The sequence below is a fragment of the Nesterenkonia populi genome (assembly GCF_007994735.1).
Classification (GTDB): Bacteria; Actinomycetota; Actinomycetes; order Actinomycetales; family Micrococcaceae; genus Nesterenkonia; species Nesterenkonia populi.
In genome coordinates, this window is record NZ_VOIL01000001.1 from 168,520 (window position 1) to 184,581 (window position 16,062).

At 66.8% G+C, this 16,062-nt stretch carries 15 protein-coding genes; 3 read left to right on the forward strand and 12 right to left on the reverse strand.

The window, feature by feature from the left end; translation table 11 throughout:
* Window positions 1-2: 2 nt before the first annotated feature.
* From FWJ47_RS00755 to FWJ47_RS00780, 6 genes are all read right to left on the reverse strand, one after another.
* Entirely contained in the window at window positions 3-1,265 is a 1,263-nt protein-coding gene (locus tag FWJ47_RS00755; RefSeq protein WP_211358938.1) for an NAD(P)/FAD-dependent oxidoreductase, read from the reverse strand.
* A gap of 1 nt (window position 1,266) precedes the next feature.
* Window positions 1,267-1,593, reverse strand: a complete 327-nt coding sequence (locus tag FWJ47_RS00760; RefSeq protein WP_147102947.1) for a 2Fe-2S iron-sulfur cluster-binding protein — start codon at window positions 1,591-1,593, stop codon at window positions 1,267-1,269.
* 45 nt (window positions 1,594-1,638) lie between these two features.
* A complete protein-coding gene (locus FWJ47_RS00765; protein ID WP_147102949.1) occupies window positions 1,639-2,886 on the reverse strand; it encodes a cytochrome P450 in 1,248 nt (415 codons plus the stop codon).
* 201 nt (window positions 2,887-3,087) lie between these two features.
* Window positions 3,088-4,224: a TRAP transporter substrate-binding protein gene (locus FWJ47_RS00770; protein ID WP_147102951.1), complete on the reverse strand. Its 1,137-nt coding sequence runs from the start codon at window positions 4,222-4,224 to the stop codon at window positions 3,088-3,090.
* A 64-nt stretch (window positions 4,225-4,288) separates the two neighbouring features.
* Window positions 4,289-5,242, reverse strand: a complete 954-nt coding sequence (locus FWJ47_RS00775) for an NAD(P)-dependent oxidoreductase (protein WP_147102953.1) — start codon at window positions 5,240-5,242, stop codon at window positions 4,289-4,291.
* Window positions 5,239-5,655: a carboxymuconolactone decarboxylase family protein gene (locus tag FWJ47_RS00780; protein ID WP_246126103.1), complete on the reverse strand. Its 417-nt coding sequence runs from the start codon at window positions 5,653-5,655 to the stop codon at window positions 5,239-5,241. Before FWJ47_RS00780 ends, FWJ47_RS00775 begins: the two co-directional genes overlap by 4 nt.
* Before the next feature lie 268 nt (window positions 5,656-5,923).
* Here FWJ47_RS00780 and FWJ47_RS00785 point away from each other — a divergent pair, with 268 nt between their 5' ends.
* Entirely contained in the window at window positions 5,924-7,342 is a 1,419-nt protein-coding gene (locus tag FWJ47_RS00785; RefSeq protein WP_147102955.1) for an aldehyde dehydrogenase family protein, read from the forward strand.
* Window positions 7,343-7,399: 57 nt separating this feature from the next.
* Here FWJ47_RS00785 and FWJ47_RS00790 read toward each other — a convergent pair whose 3' ends face one another.
* On the reverse strand, window positions 7,400-8,425 hold the full coding sequence (locus FWJ47_RS00790; protein ID WP_147102957.1) for an AraC-like ligand-binding domain-containing protein: 1,026 nt from the start codon (window positions 8,423-8,425) through the stop codon (window positions 7,400-7,402).
* A gap of 243 nt (window positions 8,426-8,668) precedes the next feature.
* Between FWJ47_RS00790 and FWJ47_RS00795 the strand changes: the two genes are divergently transcribed.
* Window positions 8,669-9,640 carry a LysR substrate-binding domain-containing protein gene (locus FWJ47_RS00795; RefSeq protein ID WP_147102959.1) on the forward strand — a complete coding sequence of 324 codons (972 nt, stop codon included), beginning with the start codon at window positions 8,669-8,671 and terminating at the stop codon, window positions 9,638-9,640.
* 57 nt (window positions 9,641-9,697) lie between these two features.
* On the opposite strand, the gene FWJ47_RS00800 is transcribed toward FWJ47_RS00795, so the two are convergent.
* Window positions 9,698-10,003, reverse strand: coding sequence for a thiamine-binding protein (locus FWJ47_RS00800; protein ID WP_147102961.1), 306 nt, complete (start codon window positions 10,001-10,003; stop codon window positions 9,698-9,700).
* Window positions 10,004-10,096: 93 nt separating this feature from the next.
* Window positions 10,097-11,545, reverse strand: coding sequence for an MFS transporter (locus tag FWJ47_RS00805; RefSeq protein ID WP_147102963.1), 1,449 nt, complete (start codon window positions 11,543-11,545; stop codon window positions 10,097-10,099).
* Window positions 11,546-11,682: 137 nt separating this feature from the next.
* Here FWJ47_RS00805 and FWJ47_RS00810 point away from each other — a divergent pair, with 137 nt between their 5' ends.
* On the forward strand, window positions 11,683-12,912 hold the full coding sequence (locus FWJ47_RS00810; RefSeq protein ID WP_147102965.1) for a phospholipase D-like domain-containing protein: 1,230 nt from the start codon (window positions 11,683-11,685) through the stop codon (window positions 12,910-12,912).
* A gap of 157 nt (window positions 12,913-13,069) precedes the next feature.
* Here the strand turns inward: FWJ47_RS00810 and FWJ47_RS00815 are convergent, their stop codons facing one another.
* From FWJ47_RS00815 to FWJ47_RS00825, 3 genes are read right to left on the reverse strand one after another with little or no spacing between them, the layout of a single operon-like run.
* On the reverse strand, window positions 13,070-13,828 hold the full coding sequence (locus FWJ47_RS00815) for an iron ABC transporter ATP-binding protein (protein WP_281289226.1): 759 nt from the start codon (window positions 13,826-13,828) through the stop codon (window positions 13,070-13,072).
* Window positions 13,825-14,901, reverse strand: a complete 1,077-nt coding sequence (locus FWJ47_RS00820) for an iron chelate uptake ABC transporter family permease subunit (RefSeq protein WP_246126104.1) — start codon at window positions 14,899-14,901, stop codon at window positions 13,825-13,827. The genes FWJ47_RS00815 and FWJ47_RS00820 overlap by 4 nt, the downstream gene beginning before the upstream one ends.
* Complete coding sequence (locus tag FWJ47_RS00825; RefSeq protein WP_147102967.1) at window positions 14,898-15,941, reverse strand: ABC transporter permease; 1,044 nt, start codon at window positions 15,939-15,941, stop codon at window positions 14,898-14,900. The genes FWJ47_RS00820 and FWJ47_RS00825 overlap by 4 nt, the downstream gene beginning before the upstream one ends.
* Between the last annotated feature and the right edge of the window lie 121 nt (window positions 15,942-16,062).

Here is a 16,062-nt window from a genome sequence, read left to right on the forward strand (position 1 = left end):
CCTCATTTCACGGCGGCGAACGCGCGCAGATCCAACTCTGGGTCGGCCAGCTGCTCGCGGGTGGGTGGGACGGGGGCCGAGAGAAGGGCCCGGGCGGCCCGGTGGTCACGAGGGGAGTTGATGGATTCGACGGCGGCGAGCACGCCGTCGCGGAAGGCCAGCACGGAGAACTTCCCGCTGGCGGGGTCACCGTGGAGGACGGTCTCGTCCCCGGGGATGATGAGGCCGGCGATCTGAATGCGGACGGGACCCTGGTTGGACCAGAACCACGGCAGGCTGCAGTAGTCGCCGGGGTCTTCGGCGCTTGCGGCGGTGAGCGCCGTCGCCAGGTATCGGGCCTGGTCGGTGGCGTTCTGCACCGATTCCAGGCGAGTCATCGAGCGACTGTGGGCGTTGGGATAGTTCGCGCAGTCGCCGATGGCCCAGATGCGCGGGTCCTCGGTACGCAGCCGGGCGTCGACGAGGATGCCGTTGTCCACGGCCAGTCCTGCCGCCTCGGCGAGCTCGGTGTTAGGGGCCACGCCCACGCCGATGAGCACTGTGTCGGCCGGGTACCGGGTCCCGGAGCTGCCGAGGGCGACGGCGACCGAGCCGGCTTCGCCCTCGATACGCTCGATCCCTTCGCCGAGCCGCAGGTCGATGCCGGCGGTCCGGTGAGTCTCGGCTATGTGCCCGCTGCTCAGCGGTGACAGCGCCCGGCCCATGGGGCGTTCGGCGAACTCGAGGACGGTGACGTTCTTCCCCAGTCCGTTAGCGCAGGCGGCGACTTCCAGCCCGATGAATCCGGCGCCGACGATGACGACGTTCTCCGCGTGGCTCAGTGCGGTCTGCAGGACTGCGGCGTCGTCGAAGGTTCGCAGGGCCTGCACTCCGATGAGCTCGGCACCAACGACGGGCAGGCTGCGGTTGCGGGCCCCGGTGGCCAGCACCATGTGGGTGTAGTCGAGGTCGCTGCCGTCGGAGAGCCGCACCCGACGAGCGGCCCGATCGATGTGCTCGGCGGTGACCCCGAAGCGGGCATCGACGTCGTTGGCCTCGAAGAAGCCGGGCCCGCGCAGGGGCAGGACTTCGAGGACGGCGTCGGTGAGCTTCAGGTCCTTCGACAGCGGGGGCCGCTGGTAGGGCGCGTGGGTCTCGGCGCAGACCAGGGTGAGGCGGCCGGGATAGCCCTGCTGGCGCAGTGCGTCGGCCAGTTCGACGCTGGCCAGGCCTCCGCCAATGATGACGACGTGGTCCTCGCCGGTCAGCGGTGTCGTGGTGTCCATCTCAGACCTGTCTTTCGGGGATATCGACGGCGATCTCGTCGAGGTTTTCGCCGATGGTGATCTGGCAGCCCAGCCGGGAGCGTTCTTCGTCGAGCTCGGCGGCTGCCTCTTCCAGCATCTCTTCCTCCTCCTCAGACTTCTCCGGCAGCTGGTCGAGGTACTCGTTGCGGACGTAGACGTGGCAGGTGGCGCACATCGCCTGGCCGCCGCATTCGCCGACGATGCCGGGTACGCCGTTGCGCAGCGCGGTCTGCATGATGGGGGCAGGTGTCTCGAGCTCAACGGTCTGGCTGCTGCCACCGGGCTGGTGGTAGGTGATGCGGGGCACGGGGTCTCCTGGTGGTGGTGGGTGCTTGCCGGGGCCGTCTGGCGGTCAGTCCGTGTCCCAGACCACCGGCAGCGAGAGCATGCCGCGGAAGACCCATCCGCCAGCGACGCCGGGGCGTTCAGGGTCGCGGCGCAGGCCGGGCAGGCGCTGGTCGATCTGGGGCAGGGCTACGCGGGACACCTGGGCGCGGGCCGCCCAGGCTCCGGCGCAGTAGTGGGTGCCGGCGCCGAAGGCCAGGTGGGGCTTCTGCTCGCGGTTGGTGTCGAAGGCTTCGGGGTCCTCGAACTGGGCAGGGTCGCGGTTGGCGGCGCCGACGTTGACGCCGAGTTTGGCTCCGGCAGGAAGCCGCACGTCCTCCAGGACGGTCTCGCGGGTGGTCTGGCGGGAGTACATGCCGATGGGCGCGACCCAGCGAACAGCTTCGTCGAAGGCCCGTTCCCAGCCGGACGGGCCGGCCTCGCGGACCTGGACGAGCTGGCCGGGACGTTCGAGCAGGGCCCAGAGCAGCGTCCCCATCGCGTCGCGGGGCTCATTGAATCCGCCACCGATGGTCATTTTCACGTTAGCCCGGATGGATTGCAGCGGCATGCCGGACTCGGCGAGTTGGGCCAGCAGGGTGTGGCCTTCGCCGGTGGGGAGAACCTCGTCGATGGCGTCGTCGACTTCGTCGAAGGCTTTCTCGCCAAGCCGCCAAATCTCAGGGTCGTCGGCGTAGTTTCCGGTGGCGTTGATCATATCCTGGCTCCATCGGCGGATGTCCTGCCAGGTGGCGTTGCGGAGCCCAAGGATCTCGCGGAGGTTCTCGGCGGTGTAAGGCTCGGCGAATCCGGTGTGGAAGTCGGCGCGCCTCACCGGGCGGCCATCGATGGTGTCCTCCTCGGCGGAGGCGATGAACTCGGCGAGGTAGTGCTCGTAGTTGCGCTGGAACACCTCGTTCCACACGGTCTTGATGGCTTTGGGCTTGAGCACTCCGCCCAGGGCGGCGCGCTCGACGGCGTGCTCGGGGTCGTCTTTGCGGAGCATCGAATGTCCCATGGCCCGCTTCATCAGCGAGCCCTCTTCGTCGGCGGTGTAAGTCTCGGGGTCGTGGTCGATGGTGTGAATGGCGCTGAAACCCACGACGAGGTAGCGGTCGATGGCGGGCACCCAGTGGACCGGCGCGATCTCGCGCAGCCGGCGGTAGATGGGATACGGGTCGGCGTAGAGCTGGTCGATGGCGACGCCGTCGGCCACCGGCGCCTCGATGGGGGCGGTGTTCGCGGCCCAGGTCTCGGGGGTGGGTGTGATCGTCATCGTGAGCCTCCTCGCTCTAAAATGTGATTCACAGCACATTCGTGCGCTCACATCAGTATGGCGTGGATCACATAACCGGGTAAAACGGTTTGATTCGGGGTATATCCGCGGTAGAACCGTGATTGTCAGCAAGGTCCGCAGATGCGCCTGCCCGGGCCGCTGGCGCGGTCCCGGGCAGACGGTCTCAGCAGCTGCAGCCGATCACTGGGCGGCCTGGTCAATGCAGCTGCTCGTGGCGTCTTCGGCGTCGGGGTCGGTGTGCTCCTCGAGGCTAGCCAGGTAGTCCTCGAGGACCTGGTCGGCGTTCTCCAGCCCCTGGTCGGCGGCCAGCGCGACCCACTCCTCCTGGAGACTGTCGCCGGTCCCCTCGGCCCAGGCGTTGGAAGCATCCTCGTCCCAGCGGGTAAAGCTCTCGAGGTTCTCAGCCTCGAGCATCTGGGGGCACTGTTCGATGGCCTGCTCGTAGAAGATCCCAGCTCCGGCGCCGCTGGAGAGGTCGGCGGCGACGTCGTCGACCACCTGCTTGAGCTCGTCGTCGAGCTCCTCGTAGGCGTCGAGGTTCATCCACATGCCGAAGGCTGAGTACTCGCCGACACCCGGGTCGGTCCAGTGGGGCAGCAGCTCATTGAGCTGGTAGTTGACAGGGAAGTCGATGCTGGCGGCCACAGAGTCGATGACGCCGCGCTCGATGCCTTCGAAGACTTCGTTGGCGGCCAGGGAGATGACGTTGACCCCCTGGTTCTCGTAGAGGGAGATGGCCAGGGGCCCGGAGGCGCGCAGGGAGAGTCCCGCCAGGTCTTCGGGCGTTTCCACAGGTTCGTGGGTACCGATGAGCATCCGTCCGACCGGCCAGGTGGCCAGGTGGTGGATATTGTTGCCGGTCATCACTGCCTGGGCGTCCTCGTTGGTGACGTGCAGCTCGTGCAGGGCCTGGGTGATGGCCTGCCAGTCCTGGCCGATGAAGGGGATTGAGACCATCGACGTCGAGGGGAAGTAGGCCGGGGTGTAGTCGGGGATGCTCACCCCGAGCTGGGCGCGGCCGTCGCGGACGCAGTCAATGACTTCGACGGCGTCGCAGAGTGAATAAGCCTCGGTGCGCTCAATCTCGATGCGTCCCTCGCTGCGGGATTCGAGCTCATCGGCGTACCACTCCTGGACCTCGGCACTCGGGGTGCCTTCGGCGGCGGAGGTGACCAGGGTGAGAGTGACCTCGGGGGCAGCGTCACCTCCGTTGCCCTCCCCACTGTCGTTGCCTTCAACCTCCCCGCCGCAGGCGGCCAGCAGCCCGAGGGCGGCCACGGCGGTCAGGGACCGGCGGTGCGATGTGCGTGTGACCATGTCGTTGTTCCTTTCGTGGAGCCCGGCACGGCATGCCGGGCGTGGGCGCCTCGGGGCTAGGCGGTCAGCCCTCTCCCCAGAAGCGGTAGACCTCGGTGTGGTCGGTGTTTCCCAGTGCGGCTTCAGCGGCGCCGAACTGGGCGGAGACGGCCTGGCAGACCGGGGCGTGGTGGCCGACGGTGCGCTGCAGATTCTCGGCGATCCGCACGTCCTTGGCTATCAGCGGCAGGGCGAATCCACTGGCGTAGCGTCCTTCGACCACGTGGGGACCCAGCACGTGGGTGGTGATGAAGCTCTGTCCGGTGGAGTCGTTGAGGACATCGACCATCACGGCGGGATCGAGGCCGAAGCGACCGCCGGCAGTGAGGGCCTCGGAGGTCGCAGCGACGGAGGAGGCGGCGACAAAGTTGTTCAATGCTTTCATCGCGTGCCCGGTGCCGAGCCGGCCGGTGCGGTAGATGGCCCGGCTCATCGCTTCGATAACAGGGGCGGACCGTTCGGCGGCTGCCTCCTCGTCGGCGCCCATCATGATGGCCAGGGTTCCGGCGATGGCCCGTTCCCGGGCGCCGGAGACCGGTGCGTCGACCATCGGGATGCCGTGGGCGGCCAGCTGCTTGCCGGTGGCAACGGTCTCGGTGGGGTCGGAGGAACTCATATCGACCACCACGGCGCCGGAGCGCAAGGGAATCTTCAGCTGGCCGTCCTCGTCGAGCAGCGCGGCGCGGACGATGGCACTGGTGGGCAGCATGAGCACGATGACGTCGCGGTCGGCGAGATCGTCGGCATCTGAAGCGGGGTGGACGCGGGCGGGGGTTTCCTCTGGACGGCTGCTGAGCCTCTCAGCGACTTCGCGGGTGCGGTCGGGGTCGACGTCGTGGACCCGCAGGTCGTACCCGGCGGCAACGATATTTGCCGCCATCGGCTCACCCATGGTGCCCAGGCCGATGAAACCGACAGCCAGGGTCTTCTGCTGATCCGTGCCGTCCTGGCGGGCGGCTTCCTGCTCGGCGGCGCTCATTTCTGCTGCCCTTCCCCGTCGAGATGCAGGTCGATGCCCTTCTCGGCGAAGACCTCCTCGAGGGCGCGCAGGCCCTCGACGGCAGCGGGGATGCCGGCATAGAGCGTGGCGTGCACAGCGATCTCGCGCAGCTGGACAGGGGTGACCCCGTTGGCGAGGGCGCCGCGAGCGTGGATGCGGGTCTCGTGGGCTTTGCCGGTGGCGACCATCATGGCGAAGGTGATCTTGCTGCGGTCGAGGGTCTCCAGACCGGGGCGCTGCCAGATGTCGCCGAAGCAGTAGCGGGTGACAAAGTCCTGGATCTTGTCGTTGAGGCCGGTGGTGTGCTCAGTCTGGTCTTCGGCTCCCTCGTGGCCGAACATGTGGCGGCGCTGGGCGATGCCGACCTCATAGAGCTCGTCTTTGGTGACCATGGTGGTACTCCTTTCCCGGGCGCGGGACGCCCCGTCGCGGGGTGTCGGGATCTGCGCAACGCCTGCGTGTTTTGCATCACAGTGAAGCGTTTGCATCTCAGTGCACCACGGAGCCCTCCAGATTTGTGACCTAGAACACATTCAGTTCGCCTCAGGCACAGCGGAGTGCGCCAGCAGTCAACGACACCAGCGGCGCAATGACGGAGTCTTGTCATGACCGGGTCCGGAAGTGACCTAGATCACTGATAATCACCTGAAGGAGAAACTCATGACCGTCACCGACGCTCCCACCTCCTCCCTGCTGGAGCGCATCCAGCCCGCCGAAGGCGGCCGGGAGATCCACGACCCTGCCACCGGAGAGCTCGTCGGCCGGACCCGGCAAACCACGGTCGCCGACCTCGACGCCGCCGTCGCCCGCGCCAAGGCAACCCAGCCGCAGTGGGCAGCCGTCAGCAGCCAGGAGCGCGCTGAGGCGCTCAACGCTGCGGCTGAAGCCCTCGAAGCCCACGCCGAAGAGCTGGCCATCCTGCTCTCCCGGGAACAAGGCAAGCCGCTCAACGGCCCGAACGCCCGCTTCGAAGTCAGCGCCTGCGTCTCATGGCTGCGGGCCACCGCCAGCTTCACCCTCGAGCCTGAAGTCATCGTCGACGAGGAATCCGGCCGCTCCGTGCTGCACTGGCGGCCCCTCGGCGTCGTCGGCGCCATCGGACCGTGGAACTGGCCGATGATGATATCCATCTGGCAGATCGCCCCCTCCCTGCGCCAAGGCAACACCGTGGTCGTCAAGCCCTCCGGCTACACGCCGCTGAGCGTGCTGGCGCTCATCGAGGTGCTCAACACCGCCCTGCCCGCCGACGTCCTCATCGCCGTGCCCGGCCGCGGCGATGTCGGCGAGCGCCTCTCTGCCCACCCCGATGTCGCGAAGATCATGTTCACTGGCTCCACCGAGACCGGCAAGAGCATCATCAAGACCGCCGCGGACACCGTGAAGCGCATGACCATGGAGCTTGGCGGCAACGACGCCGGCATCGTCCTCGACGACGCCGACCCGAAGGCGCTGGCCGACGACATCTTCTGGGGAGCCTTTATCAACACCGGGCAGACCTGCGCGGCCCTGAAACGCCTCTACGTGCCTGAGTCGCTCTACGATCAGGTCTGCGAGGCGCTCGTCGAGGTCGCCCAGCAGTCCCCCATGGGCGTGGGACTCGAGGAGCAGAACGTGCTCGGGCCGGTGCAGAACAAGCCGCAGTGGCAGATCGTGGCCGACCTGGTCGCCTCGGCGAAGGAATCCGGGGCCCGCATCCTCATCGGCGGAGACCCGGACGAGAACGCCACCGGCTACTTCTACCCCACCACGCTGGTCGCCGACATCGACCCCCATCAGCGGCTGGTCACCGAGGAGCAGTTCGGCCCTGCGCTGCCGATTGTGAAGTACACCGACCTGGACCAAGCCATCGAGTGGGCCAACGAGCTCGACGTTGCCCTCGGCTCCTCCGTCTGGGGCACCGACCCGGACCGGACCGAGGACGTCGCTGCCCGGCTGGTGGCCGGCAGCACATGGATCAACAAGCACGGCGCCATCGACCCGCGAGTCCCCTTCGGCGGGGCGAAAGAGTCGGGCTTCGGCGTCGAGTTCGGCATCCACGGACTGAAGGAAGTCAGCCAACCCCACGTCATCACCCGCTGAGCGGATTGCTCGGCGTGCAACCTGCTTCTGAGGCGGAGCGCGGCGAGGACGCCGACTTCATGGTCTAAAGGCCCTGGCCACCACACGCGGCTGTGTAGTGGCCACGACATGTTCGCGGCCACCGGGACCAGCACTGCTTCGGTACTGGGAGGGGGTCATGCCGTACTGCTGGCGGAAGGCCCGGGAGAAGCTCGAGGCGTCGATGAATCCCCAGGAAGCAGCGACAGCGGCCACCGGGCGGGTCGCCGACGCCGGGTCGATGAGCTCCACCCGGCAGCCTTCGAGCCGTCGCTCCCGTATGAGGTCGCTGACCGTGGTGCCGCTGGCGGCGAAGAGCTTCTGCAGATATCGCACTGAGACGTGCAGCGCCGGGGCGATCGTGCTCACCGACAGTCCCGGGTCCGAGATCCGCTCGCCGATGAACCGCAGCGCCTGCAGATGCAGGACCTCCGCCGCGGGCGTCTCGGCGGACTCGGGCCGCATCTGCTGGCGCAGCGTCGCCTGGATGAGCTGGACCGCTCCGGCGGCGGCCCGCGGCTCTGCAGTCAGTTCGCCGTCGCGCAGCTGCTGGTCCATCCCCGCCAGCAGCGAGGAGGTCAGAGCAGCCAGCCCCGAACCGCCCGGGATCCGCTCGGCGGTGAGCTGACGCGTCTGGTCCTCATGCAGACCGAGCTCGTGGCGCGGAATCTGCATGACGAACATCCGGTAGGGAACCTCACAGTCCAGGTCATAGGGCCGCGCGGTGTCATAGACGGCGAGATCCCCGGGCTGCAGCGCAGCCTCCCGGCCCTCCTGGCGCACCAGACAGCGGCCGGTGATCTGGAGGGCGAATTTGTAGATCCCCGGGTCGGAGGCCATGATGGTCCGCCGAGTCCGGCGGATCCGCACCGGGTCCCCGCCGACTTCCGTCGCCTCCACAGAGCCAATGTGCTGGCCCACCAGGTGGGCGCTGTAGGCCTCAGGATGCCGGGCGGCGGCCTCGAGGGGGACGAAGGCACTGTTGACGGTATACCGCCACGCGTCGAAACGCTCCCCGGGAGCGAACGCCTCGGGGTTGAACGTGTGATGTGCCTCAGCGGTCATAGTGCTCACGTCTTTCTGTTGCTCCCCCCGCTGATCATTCTCACACTGTAGTGTGATTCACGCCACATTTATGCGTGTTCTGCACGTTTCCGTACACCTGGTGCACAGAATCGACAGCGCACAGCACGGAAAGCTGAAGGAGACGAGGTCGTGCATCCCCGTCCGCACTCCGGCCAGACAGGAGCCAACGATGAACCCAGCAGGACAGTCCCACGAGCCGTGGGCAATGAGGAGCCGTGAGTGATGCCGCAGTTCACCTTGCGCCAGCTCGAGGTGTTCGACGCCGTCGCCCGGGAGGGAACGATCAACGCGGCGGCGAAGGCACTGATGGCCAGCCCCTCGGCGGTGGCCGGAGCGCTCACCGAGCTGGAGCGCTCAGTGGGAGTGCAGCTGACGGTGCGGCGCCGGGCGCACGGGGTACGGCTCACCGCGGCGGGCCGCCGATTCGCCCGGGGAGCCACGGCACTGCTGCACGAGGCCCGGGGTTTGCAACTGGCCGCCGAGGCCCAGGCCGACGACGACATCTCCGGGGAGGTGACGATCGGCTGCTACATCCCGCTGGCCGCCGGTGTGCTGCCGGCTCTGCTTCAGGGACTCGAGCGGCGCTACCCGAATATCCAGCCGCGCTTTGTCACCGGGGACCAGAACGAATTGCACACCGCGGCGTGGAACGGGGAGATCGACGTCGCGCTGCTCTACGACACCACCCTGCACGAGAGGATGGAGTCCATTCCGGTGGTGACTCGCTATGCCTATATCATCGTCCCCGAAGGCCAGGCTCCGGATACGAGGGAGGAGGACCCGCCGGGGACCGTCCGACTCGAGGATCTGGTGGACAGGCCGCTGGTGTTGCTGGACCTGCCGCCGAGCCGGGAGCATATTCTGCAGGTTTTCGCCTCCCGGGGACTGCGGCCTCAGGTGCGGTTCCGCACCCGGGACGTAGAGCTGACCCGGTCGCTAGTAGGCCGCGGGATGGGCTACGGGGTGCTCGCCCAGCGGTTCCAGCACGGACTGACCAACGAGGGACTGCGGGTCGAGACCCTCGATATCCATCCGCCGACGCCGCCGGTGCGGCTTCACATCGCCTGGCCCTCGGACGTGAAGCCGCGACCTGCGGCCAGGGCGCTCATCGATCTTGCGGTCGGGGAGCTGAGCGGGGCACCGCAGGTCTCCGATGCTGTTAACCCGGATCCCTCCGGGCAGCTCTCCCCTTAGTGACTGCGCCGACCTTTCAAAGACACATTCTGGTCCGGAGAGGTTGTCGGGCCGACGCTACCCGTTCAGCTTCTCCTCGACCCGCTGGACCTTTCCGCTGAGCTGGCCGGTGTATCCGGGCCGGATGTCTGCCTTGATCACCAGGCTGACGCGCGGGGAGACGGCCACGACGGCGTCGGTCGCCTGCTTGATCACCGCGAAGACCTCGTCCCATTCACCCTCGACGGTGGTGAACATCGAGGTCAGCTCGTAGGGCAGGCCGGAGTCCTTCACCGCTCGCACGGCAGCGGTGACGGCTTCGCTCACGGAGCCGTCCTCAGCAGCGGAGGCGGAATCGGGTGCAACAGAGAATGCAGTCAGCATGGCCTCAGGCTACTCCCGCGCCCCCGGACGGCGGAAGGCCCCCGTCCGCAGACAGGAGGCCTTCCGCCGCCGGCGTTCACCGTGCGGGCGGGGTCAGACGGATGCCTTCTCCGCCGTGTAGAGCGACTTGTGGTTGGTCTCCGGGCTCAGGACCAAGCTGATCAGGGTCAGGCTGGCCAGGAAGACCAGGTAGAAGCCGACGGCGTGCACGCCGTGGTTCTGCACCAGGTAGCTGGCCACCGGAGGGGTCGCAGCCGCGCCCAGGATGGAGGACATGTTGTAGGCCACGCCTGAGCCGGTGTACCGGGTGTTGGTGGGGAAGAGCTCCGGCAGGTAGGCCGACATCGGCCCGAAGGTCAGGCCCATCAGCGCCATGCCCACGCAGAGGAAGGCGAACATCTGCCAGACGTTCATGTCGGCACCGGTGCCCAGCACGTCCGGGCCGATGAACATGCCGAAGCTGAGGCCGAAGACGATGATCCCTGCGGTAGTGGTCAGGAGCATCTTCTTGCGGCCGAAGGCGTCGGCGAGCCGGCCGGCGATCGGAATGAACACGGCGAACAGGATGATGGAGACCACCTGCAGCGCCAGGAAGGACTGGTAGTCGTAGCCGAGGGAGCCGACGGTCTCGGGCTGCACCGCGTAGGTCACGATCCAGGTGGTCATGATGTAGAAGAGCCCGTAGGTGGCCAGCATGATGAAGGTGCCGAGAATGATCTCCCACCAGTTCTTCCTGAACACCTCACCGATGGGCGCCTTGACCTTCTCATTGTTCTTCAGCGCTTTGGCGAAGACGGGCGTCTCCTCGATGCGCAGCCGGATGTAGAGCCCGACGGCGACCATGATCAGGGAGAGGATGAACGGCACGCGCCAGCCCCATACCAGGAACGGGTCATCCAGGGCGCCGGTGCCGGCCGCGGCGGCGTCGGCCAGGTTGAAGTTGAAGCCGACCGCGAGGGCCAGGAACAGGCCGTTGGCCAGAATGAAGCCGAAGGGAGCGCCCAGCTGGGGCCACATGGCCGCCTGCGCACGCTTGCCGGGGCGGGCCGTCTCGGACGCCAGCAGCGCTGCGCCGGACCATTCGCCGCCCAGGCCCAGGCCCTGGCAGAAGCGCAGGACCGTCAGCATCGCCGGGGCCCAGAGACCCACCTGATGGACGGTTGGCAGCAGGCCGATCAGGAACGTAGCGATGCCCATCACGAGCAGTGCGCCGACCAGGGTCGCTTTGCGGCCGACCTTGTCGCCGTAGTGGCCGAAGATCACCGCGCCCAGGGGGCGGGCGAGGAACGCGACGCCGAAGGTGGTCAGTGACAGGAGCACTGCGGTGCCCTCGTCGTCGCCGTAGAAGAACAGCAGCGGGAAGATGGATGCTGCCGCGGTGGCGAAGATGTAGAAGTCGTAGAACTCGATCGTGGTGCCGATGAGCGAGGCCGCGATGATGCGGTGCCGCGGGGTCTTCAGGTTCTCATCAGCGATCTGATCGTGCTGGTTGGGATTGGCCTCAGCCTGTGCGCTGGGGGCCGTCTCGGCAGTGTTGGGCATAGCGGCGATGACTCGTTCATTAGGGACAATGGAAAACTGATAGATCGTAACGCCTGTTACGCGAAGATCACACGGTTCCCCCAAGAAGTCCGCCTGCTGGACTCTGCCGCGATGAAGCGCTCGATAGGCTGTCGGACATGGCAGTAAAGGTGCTGAAGGCAGCCGCAGTCGGGGCTGGTGCCCTCGCGGGCGCCCAGGCCGCCATTGTGGGCGGAGTGATGGTGTGGGACAAGGTCCGTCAGAAGGAGCGGGGGAGGCGGCAGCCTCCCAATCCGGGAATCTTCGGCGCCGAGGTCGAGGATTCCCAGATGACCATATACACGGCGGGAGACGTCCTCTTCGAGGACATGATCGCCGCGATCGACGGCGCTGAACGGTCGGTGATGCTGCAGGCCTACATCTGGCAGAGCGACGGGACCGGCCAGCGGGTCGTGGACGCGCTGAACGCGGCGGCAGCCCGTGGGGTGCGGGTCTACGTCATCTACGACGTCTACGCGAACCACAACGTGCCCCGGTCCTTCTTCAAGCAGCTGGATCCGCGGATACTGGTCCACCGGATGTTCCCCATCGGCGCCAGGTTCTGGCGGGGCCCGGTCCGCTACACCGGGCTCAGCCACTCGAAGATCTTGGTAGTGGATGACGACACGGGCTTCGTCGGCGGCTTCAACATCGGTGATGAGTTCGCCCGCGAATGGCGTGACACCCACGTCCGCGAAGTCGGCCCTGCCGTGTGGGGTCTCCGGCAGGCCTTCGCGAACGCGTGGAACGAGGGGCACGCCCTCGAGGCCCGCATTGACTGGATACCGCCGCAGTCCTGGAACCCGAAGGTGGCCGTGGCCTCCAACCTGCCCGTGCAGCTGGTCTACCCCATCCGGCACATGTACCTGACTGCGATCGAACGGGCGCAGGACATGATCTGGCTCACCACCCCTTATTTTGTGCCGGACCAGCAGGTGCTCAAGCCGCTCATCCACGCAGCCGAGCGCGGCGTGGACGTGCGGATCATGCTGCCCAAAGAGTCCAACCACGTCGTCGCAGACTGGGTCACCCGGGGCTTCTACCGGGACATGCTTGAGGCGGGCGTGAAGGTCCTGCTCTACACCCCGGCGATGATCCACTCCAAGACCGCGACCATCGACGGCATCTGGTCCACGGTCGGCACCGCCAACATCGACCGGCTCTCCCTGGGCCTGAACTACGAGACCAATTTGGAAATCATCGACGCCGGCTTCGCCGCTGAGATGGAGAAGGTCTTTGAGGCCGACGCCGAGCACTGCGAGCTGCTCACCGCCTCCGACTGGCACCGCCGCCCCCATTCAGTGCGCGCCGTGGAGACCGCCCTCATCCCACTGCGCGGCATCCTCTGATGCGGTCCATAGGTCGCCCCTAGACACCACGTCGGACACGTTTGCGGGTGAACCGCTCTTATGACGCGGAGGCGAACAGAGGCTCCAAGCGTGAAGGCTGGCGCCTCCGCAGCCAGCCGAGAGCCGCGGACTCGCTCCGCGCTGGGACGAAAACTGCTCAGTAGTAGACGGCGAGGGGGCCGTTGGGGCCATCGATGACGTTGACCTCGGTGTTGAAGATTTCGGAGAGGACGTCGTTCTGCATGATCTCGGCCGGGGTGCCGTGCTTGACCACCTGGCCGTTCTTCATCGCGAGGATCTTGTCCGAGTAGTGGCCGGCGAAGTTGATGTCGTGCAGGACGATCACAATAGTGCGGCCGAGTTCGTCTGCGGCCCGGCGCAGCTGCTTCATCATCGCCACGGCGTGCTGCATGTCCAGATTGTTCAGCGGCTCGTCCAGCAGCACATAGTCGGTGTTCTGCGCGAGCACCATCGCCACGTAGGCGCGCTGACGCTGCCCGCCTGAGAGCTGGTCGAGGTAACGGTTCTCCAGGTCGGTGAGGTCGAGGAAATCGATGGCCTCGGAGATGTACTTCTCGTCCCCGATGGTCAGCCGGCCTCGGGAGTGGGGGAACCGGCCGAAGCCCACGAGCTGCCGAACGGTCAGCCGGGTGACGAAGTGGTTCTCCTGCCGCAGCACCGAGAGTATCTTGGCGATGGTCTTGGAGGGGGTGTTGACGACGTCGTGCCCCGCCACGGTGATCTCCCCCTGGTCCACGTCCAGCAGGCGCCCGATCATGGTGAGGATGGTGGACTTGCCCGCACCGTTGGGTCCCACCAAGGCAGTCACGCCCCCGGGCTGAATCTCCGTGGTGACCGGCCCGATCCTGACCTTCTCGGAGTAGTCCTTGACGACGTCGGTCAGCGTGATGCTCACAGGCGCCCCTTTCTCATCAGAACGATCAGGAAGACCAGTCCGCCGATCAGCTCGACAATGATGGTCACGGCTCCCCCGGCGTCCCAGATGTGACGGAGGACGAAGTAGCTGCCGGCCAGGATGGTGTAGGCGAACAGCACCGCCAGCGGGAACAGCATCCGGTGCGAGTAGGTGTCTCCGAACTGGTAGGCGAGGGTCGCGGCGAGGAATCCGAGGAACATCATCGGGCCCGTCAGCGCGGTGGCGGTTGCGACGAGCAGAGACACCAGCGCCATGATGATGATCAGCTCCCGCTTGTAGCTGATGCCGAGGTTCAGGGCATTCGTCTTGCCCAGAGCGATCACGTTGAGCGTATTGGAACGGACCCACAGCAGCGCGACGACGGCGACCACGATCGGGATCGCGTAGGGCAGATAGTCGACCCGGGCGTTGGAGATGTTGCCGAAGAGCCGGGCCTGCAGCACGTCGAACTCGCTGGGGGTCAGCATCCGCTGCATGAAGTTCGACAGGGAGCCCAGCACCCCGCCGATGACCACGCCCACCAGCAGCATGATGTGGATGTTGGAGAACTTCCCGCCGAGCAGCCACGTGTAGAGGACGGTGGCGAACACCACCATCGCCGCCATCTGCAGCAGGAAGGGGCCGACGCCGACCAGCGCGCTCGCCCCGCCCACGCCCAGGAGGAACACCGCGGACGTCTGGATGACTGTGTAGAGGGAGCCGAAGCCCATGATTCCGGGCGTGAGGATCCGGTTGTTCACAGCGGTCTGGAACGCCACCGTGGAGACTGCGTGGCAGACCGCGACCACCGCGATGGTGATCAGCGAGTCCCGCCGCATCTCCACGATCAGCCACCAGGGCCTCGATCCGGTATCGGCAGGGTTGTTCCAGGTCATGATGCCGAAGGTGACTCCCACGGCCAGGGCGATCAGCACCCCCACCACCAGGATGTAGCGGCGCATGTGCTTGGGCTCGGTGATCGGCCCGGAGCGGCGGGCGGCCTCATCCGGGGTCCTGCCGCCCGCGTCGTGCTGCTCGGTGCGCCGTCTGCTCTCCGCGGTCTTGAGCATCATGAGACCAGGCCGCCCTTCCTCCGCTGGCGCAGCAGCAGGCCGAGGAAGACCACGCCGCCGACCAGGCCGAGGACCATGCCGACCGGAATCTCGAAGGGTGCGATGATCAGCCGGCCGATCAGATCGCAGATGGTGACCGTGCAGATGCCCACCAGCACCACCCAGGGCAGGTTGGTGCGCAGATCGTCGCCGCGGAAGAGCGCCACAATGTTGGGCACCACCAGCCCGAGGAAGGGCAGCGCGCCGACTACGGTCGCGGTCACACCGGTGGCGACGGCGACCATCGCGGTTCCCATGAAGAGGACGAACGCGTAGTTCAGCCCGACGTTGGTGGCCATGTCCCGGCCGAGCCCGGCCACGGTGAACTGGTCGGCGACGATGAAGACCAGCACGGTCACGCCCAGCACGATCCACAGCAGCTCGTACCGGCCCTGGATCACCCCGGTGAAGGAGCCCTGGAACCAGATGCCGAGGGTCTGCAGCCGGTCGGTCATCAGCGCCAGGTAGGTGGTGGCGGAGGAGACGACCGCGCCCAGCATGATGCCGATGATCGGGACGATCAGGCTGGACTTCAGGGAGACCCGGCGCAGGAACGCGAAGAACACCATGGTGCCCACGAAGGACATGATGACCGCGCCGACCATCCGCTCGAAGAGGGTGGCGCTGGGCACCAGCCACATCACCAGGATCAGGCCCAGGCCTGCCCATTCGGTGGTGCCCATGGTGGAGGGCTCCACGAAACGGTTCTGGGTGAGCAGCTGCATGATCACCCCGCACATGGCCATGGCCGCGCCGGCGAGGACCAGCGCGACGGTGCGCGGCACCCGGGTGATGCTGAACATCCAGAAGTTCTCCCAGTCCTCGCCCCCGAAGACGTCGAACTGGCCGGTCAGCAGGGAGACCACGAGGAGCCCGAGGGTCACCAGGATCGCGACGAGGAAGGCAGGGGTCCACAGGCGCCGGTGACGGCGGGTGCGGGGGTCCTCCACGAGGATGTCTCGGCTGGTCTGCGAGACGTCCTGCCGCAGGGTGGTGGTCATAGGGGCTTCCGGATTCGATGGACAACGTGCGAGTGCTCGAAAGTCAGTGAGGCAATGCTAAACGCGTTAGGGAACGCAGGTCGAATGCACCGGTGATGCCCTCATGCCGGCGCCCCGCCCC

What these genes read in the sequence shown, in the direction of transcription:
- FWJ47_RS00770 (WP_147102951.1), bottom strand. Translation starts at nt 4,224, where the DNA reads ATGGTCACACGCACATCGCACCGCCGGTCCCTGACCGCCGTGGCCGCC.
- FWJ47_RS00780 (WP_246126103.1), bottom strand. Translation starts at nt 5,655, where the DNA reads ATGGTCACCAAAGACGAGCTCTATGAGGTCGGCATCGCCCAGCGCCGC.
- FWJ47_RS00765 (WP_147102949.1), bottom strand. Translation starts at nt 2,886, where the DNA reads ATGACGATCACACCCACCCCCGAGACCTGGGCCGCGAACACCGCCCCC.
- FWJ47_RS00755 (WP_211358938.1), bottom strand. Translation starts at nt 1,265, where the DNA reads ATGGACACCACGACACCGCTGACCGGCGAGGACCACGTCGTCATCATT.
- FWJ47_RS00785 (WP_147102955.1), top strand. Translation starts at nt 5,924, where the DNA reads ATGACCGTCACCGACGCTCCCACCTCCTCCCTGCTGGAGCGCATCCAG.
- FWJ47_RS00805 (WP_147102963.1), bottom strand. Translation starts at nt 11,545, where the DNA reads ATGCCCAACACTGCCGAGACGGCCCCCAGCGCACAGGCTGAGGCCAAT.
- FWJ47_RS00790 (WP_147102957.1), bottom strand. Translation starts at nt 8,425, where the DNA reads ATGACCGCTGAGGCACATCACACGTTCAACCCCGAGGCGTTCGCTCCC.
- FWJ47_RS00810 (WP_147102965.1), top strand. Translation starts at nt 11,683, where the DNA reads ATGGCAGTAAAGGTGCTGAAGGCAGCCGCAGTCGGGGCTGGTGCCCTC.
- FWJ47_RS00795 (WP_147102959.1), top strand. Translation starts at nt 8,669, where the DNA reads ATGCCGCAGTTCACCTTGCGCCAGCTCGAGGTGTTCGACGCCGTCGCC.
- FWJ47_RS00775 (WP_147102953.1), bottom strand. Translation starts at nt 5,242, where the DNA reads ATGAGCGCCGCCGAGCAGGAAGCCGCCCGCCAGGACGGCACGGATCAG.
- FWJ47_RS00800 (WP_147102961.1), bottom strand. Translation starts at nt 10,003, where the DNA reads ATGCTGACTGCATTCTCTGTTGCACCCGATTCCGCCTCCGCTGCTGAG.
- FWJ47_RS00825 (WP_147102967.1), bottom strand. Translation starts at nt 15,941, where the DNA reads ATGACCACCACCCTGCGGCAGGACGTCTCGCAGACCAGCCGAGACATC.
- FWJ47_RS00820 (WP_246126104.1), bottom strand. Translation starts at nt 14,901, where the DNA reads ATGATGCTCAAGACCGCGGAGAGCAGACGGCGCACCGAGCAGCACGAC.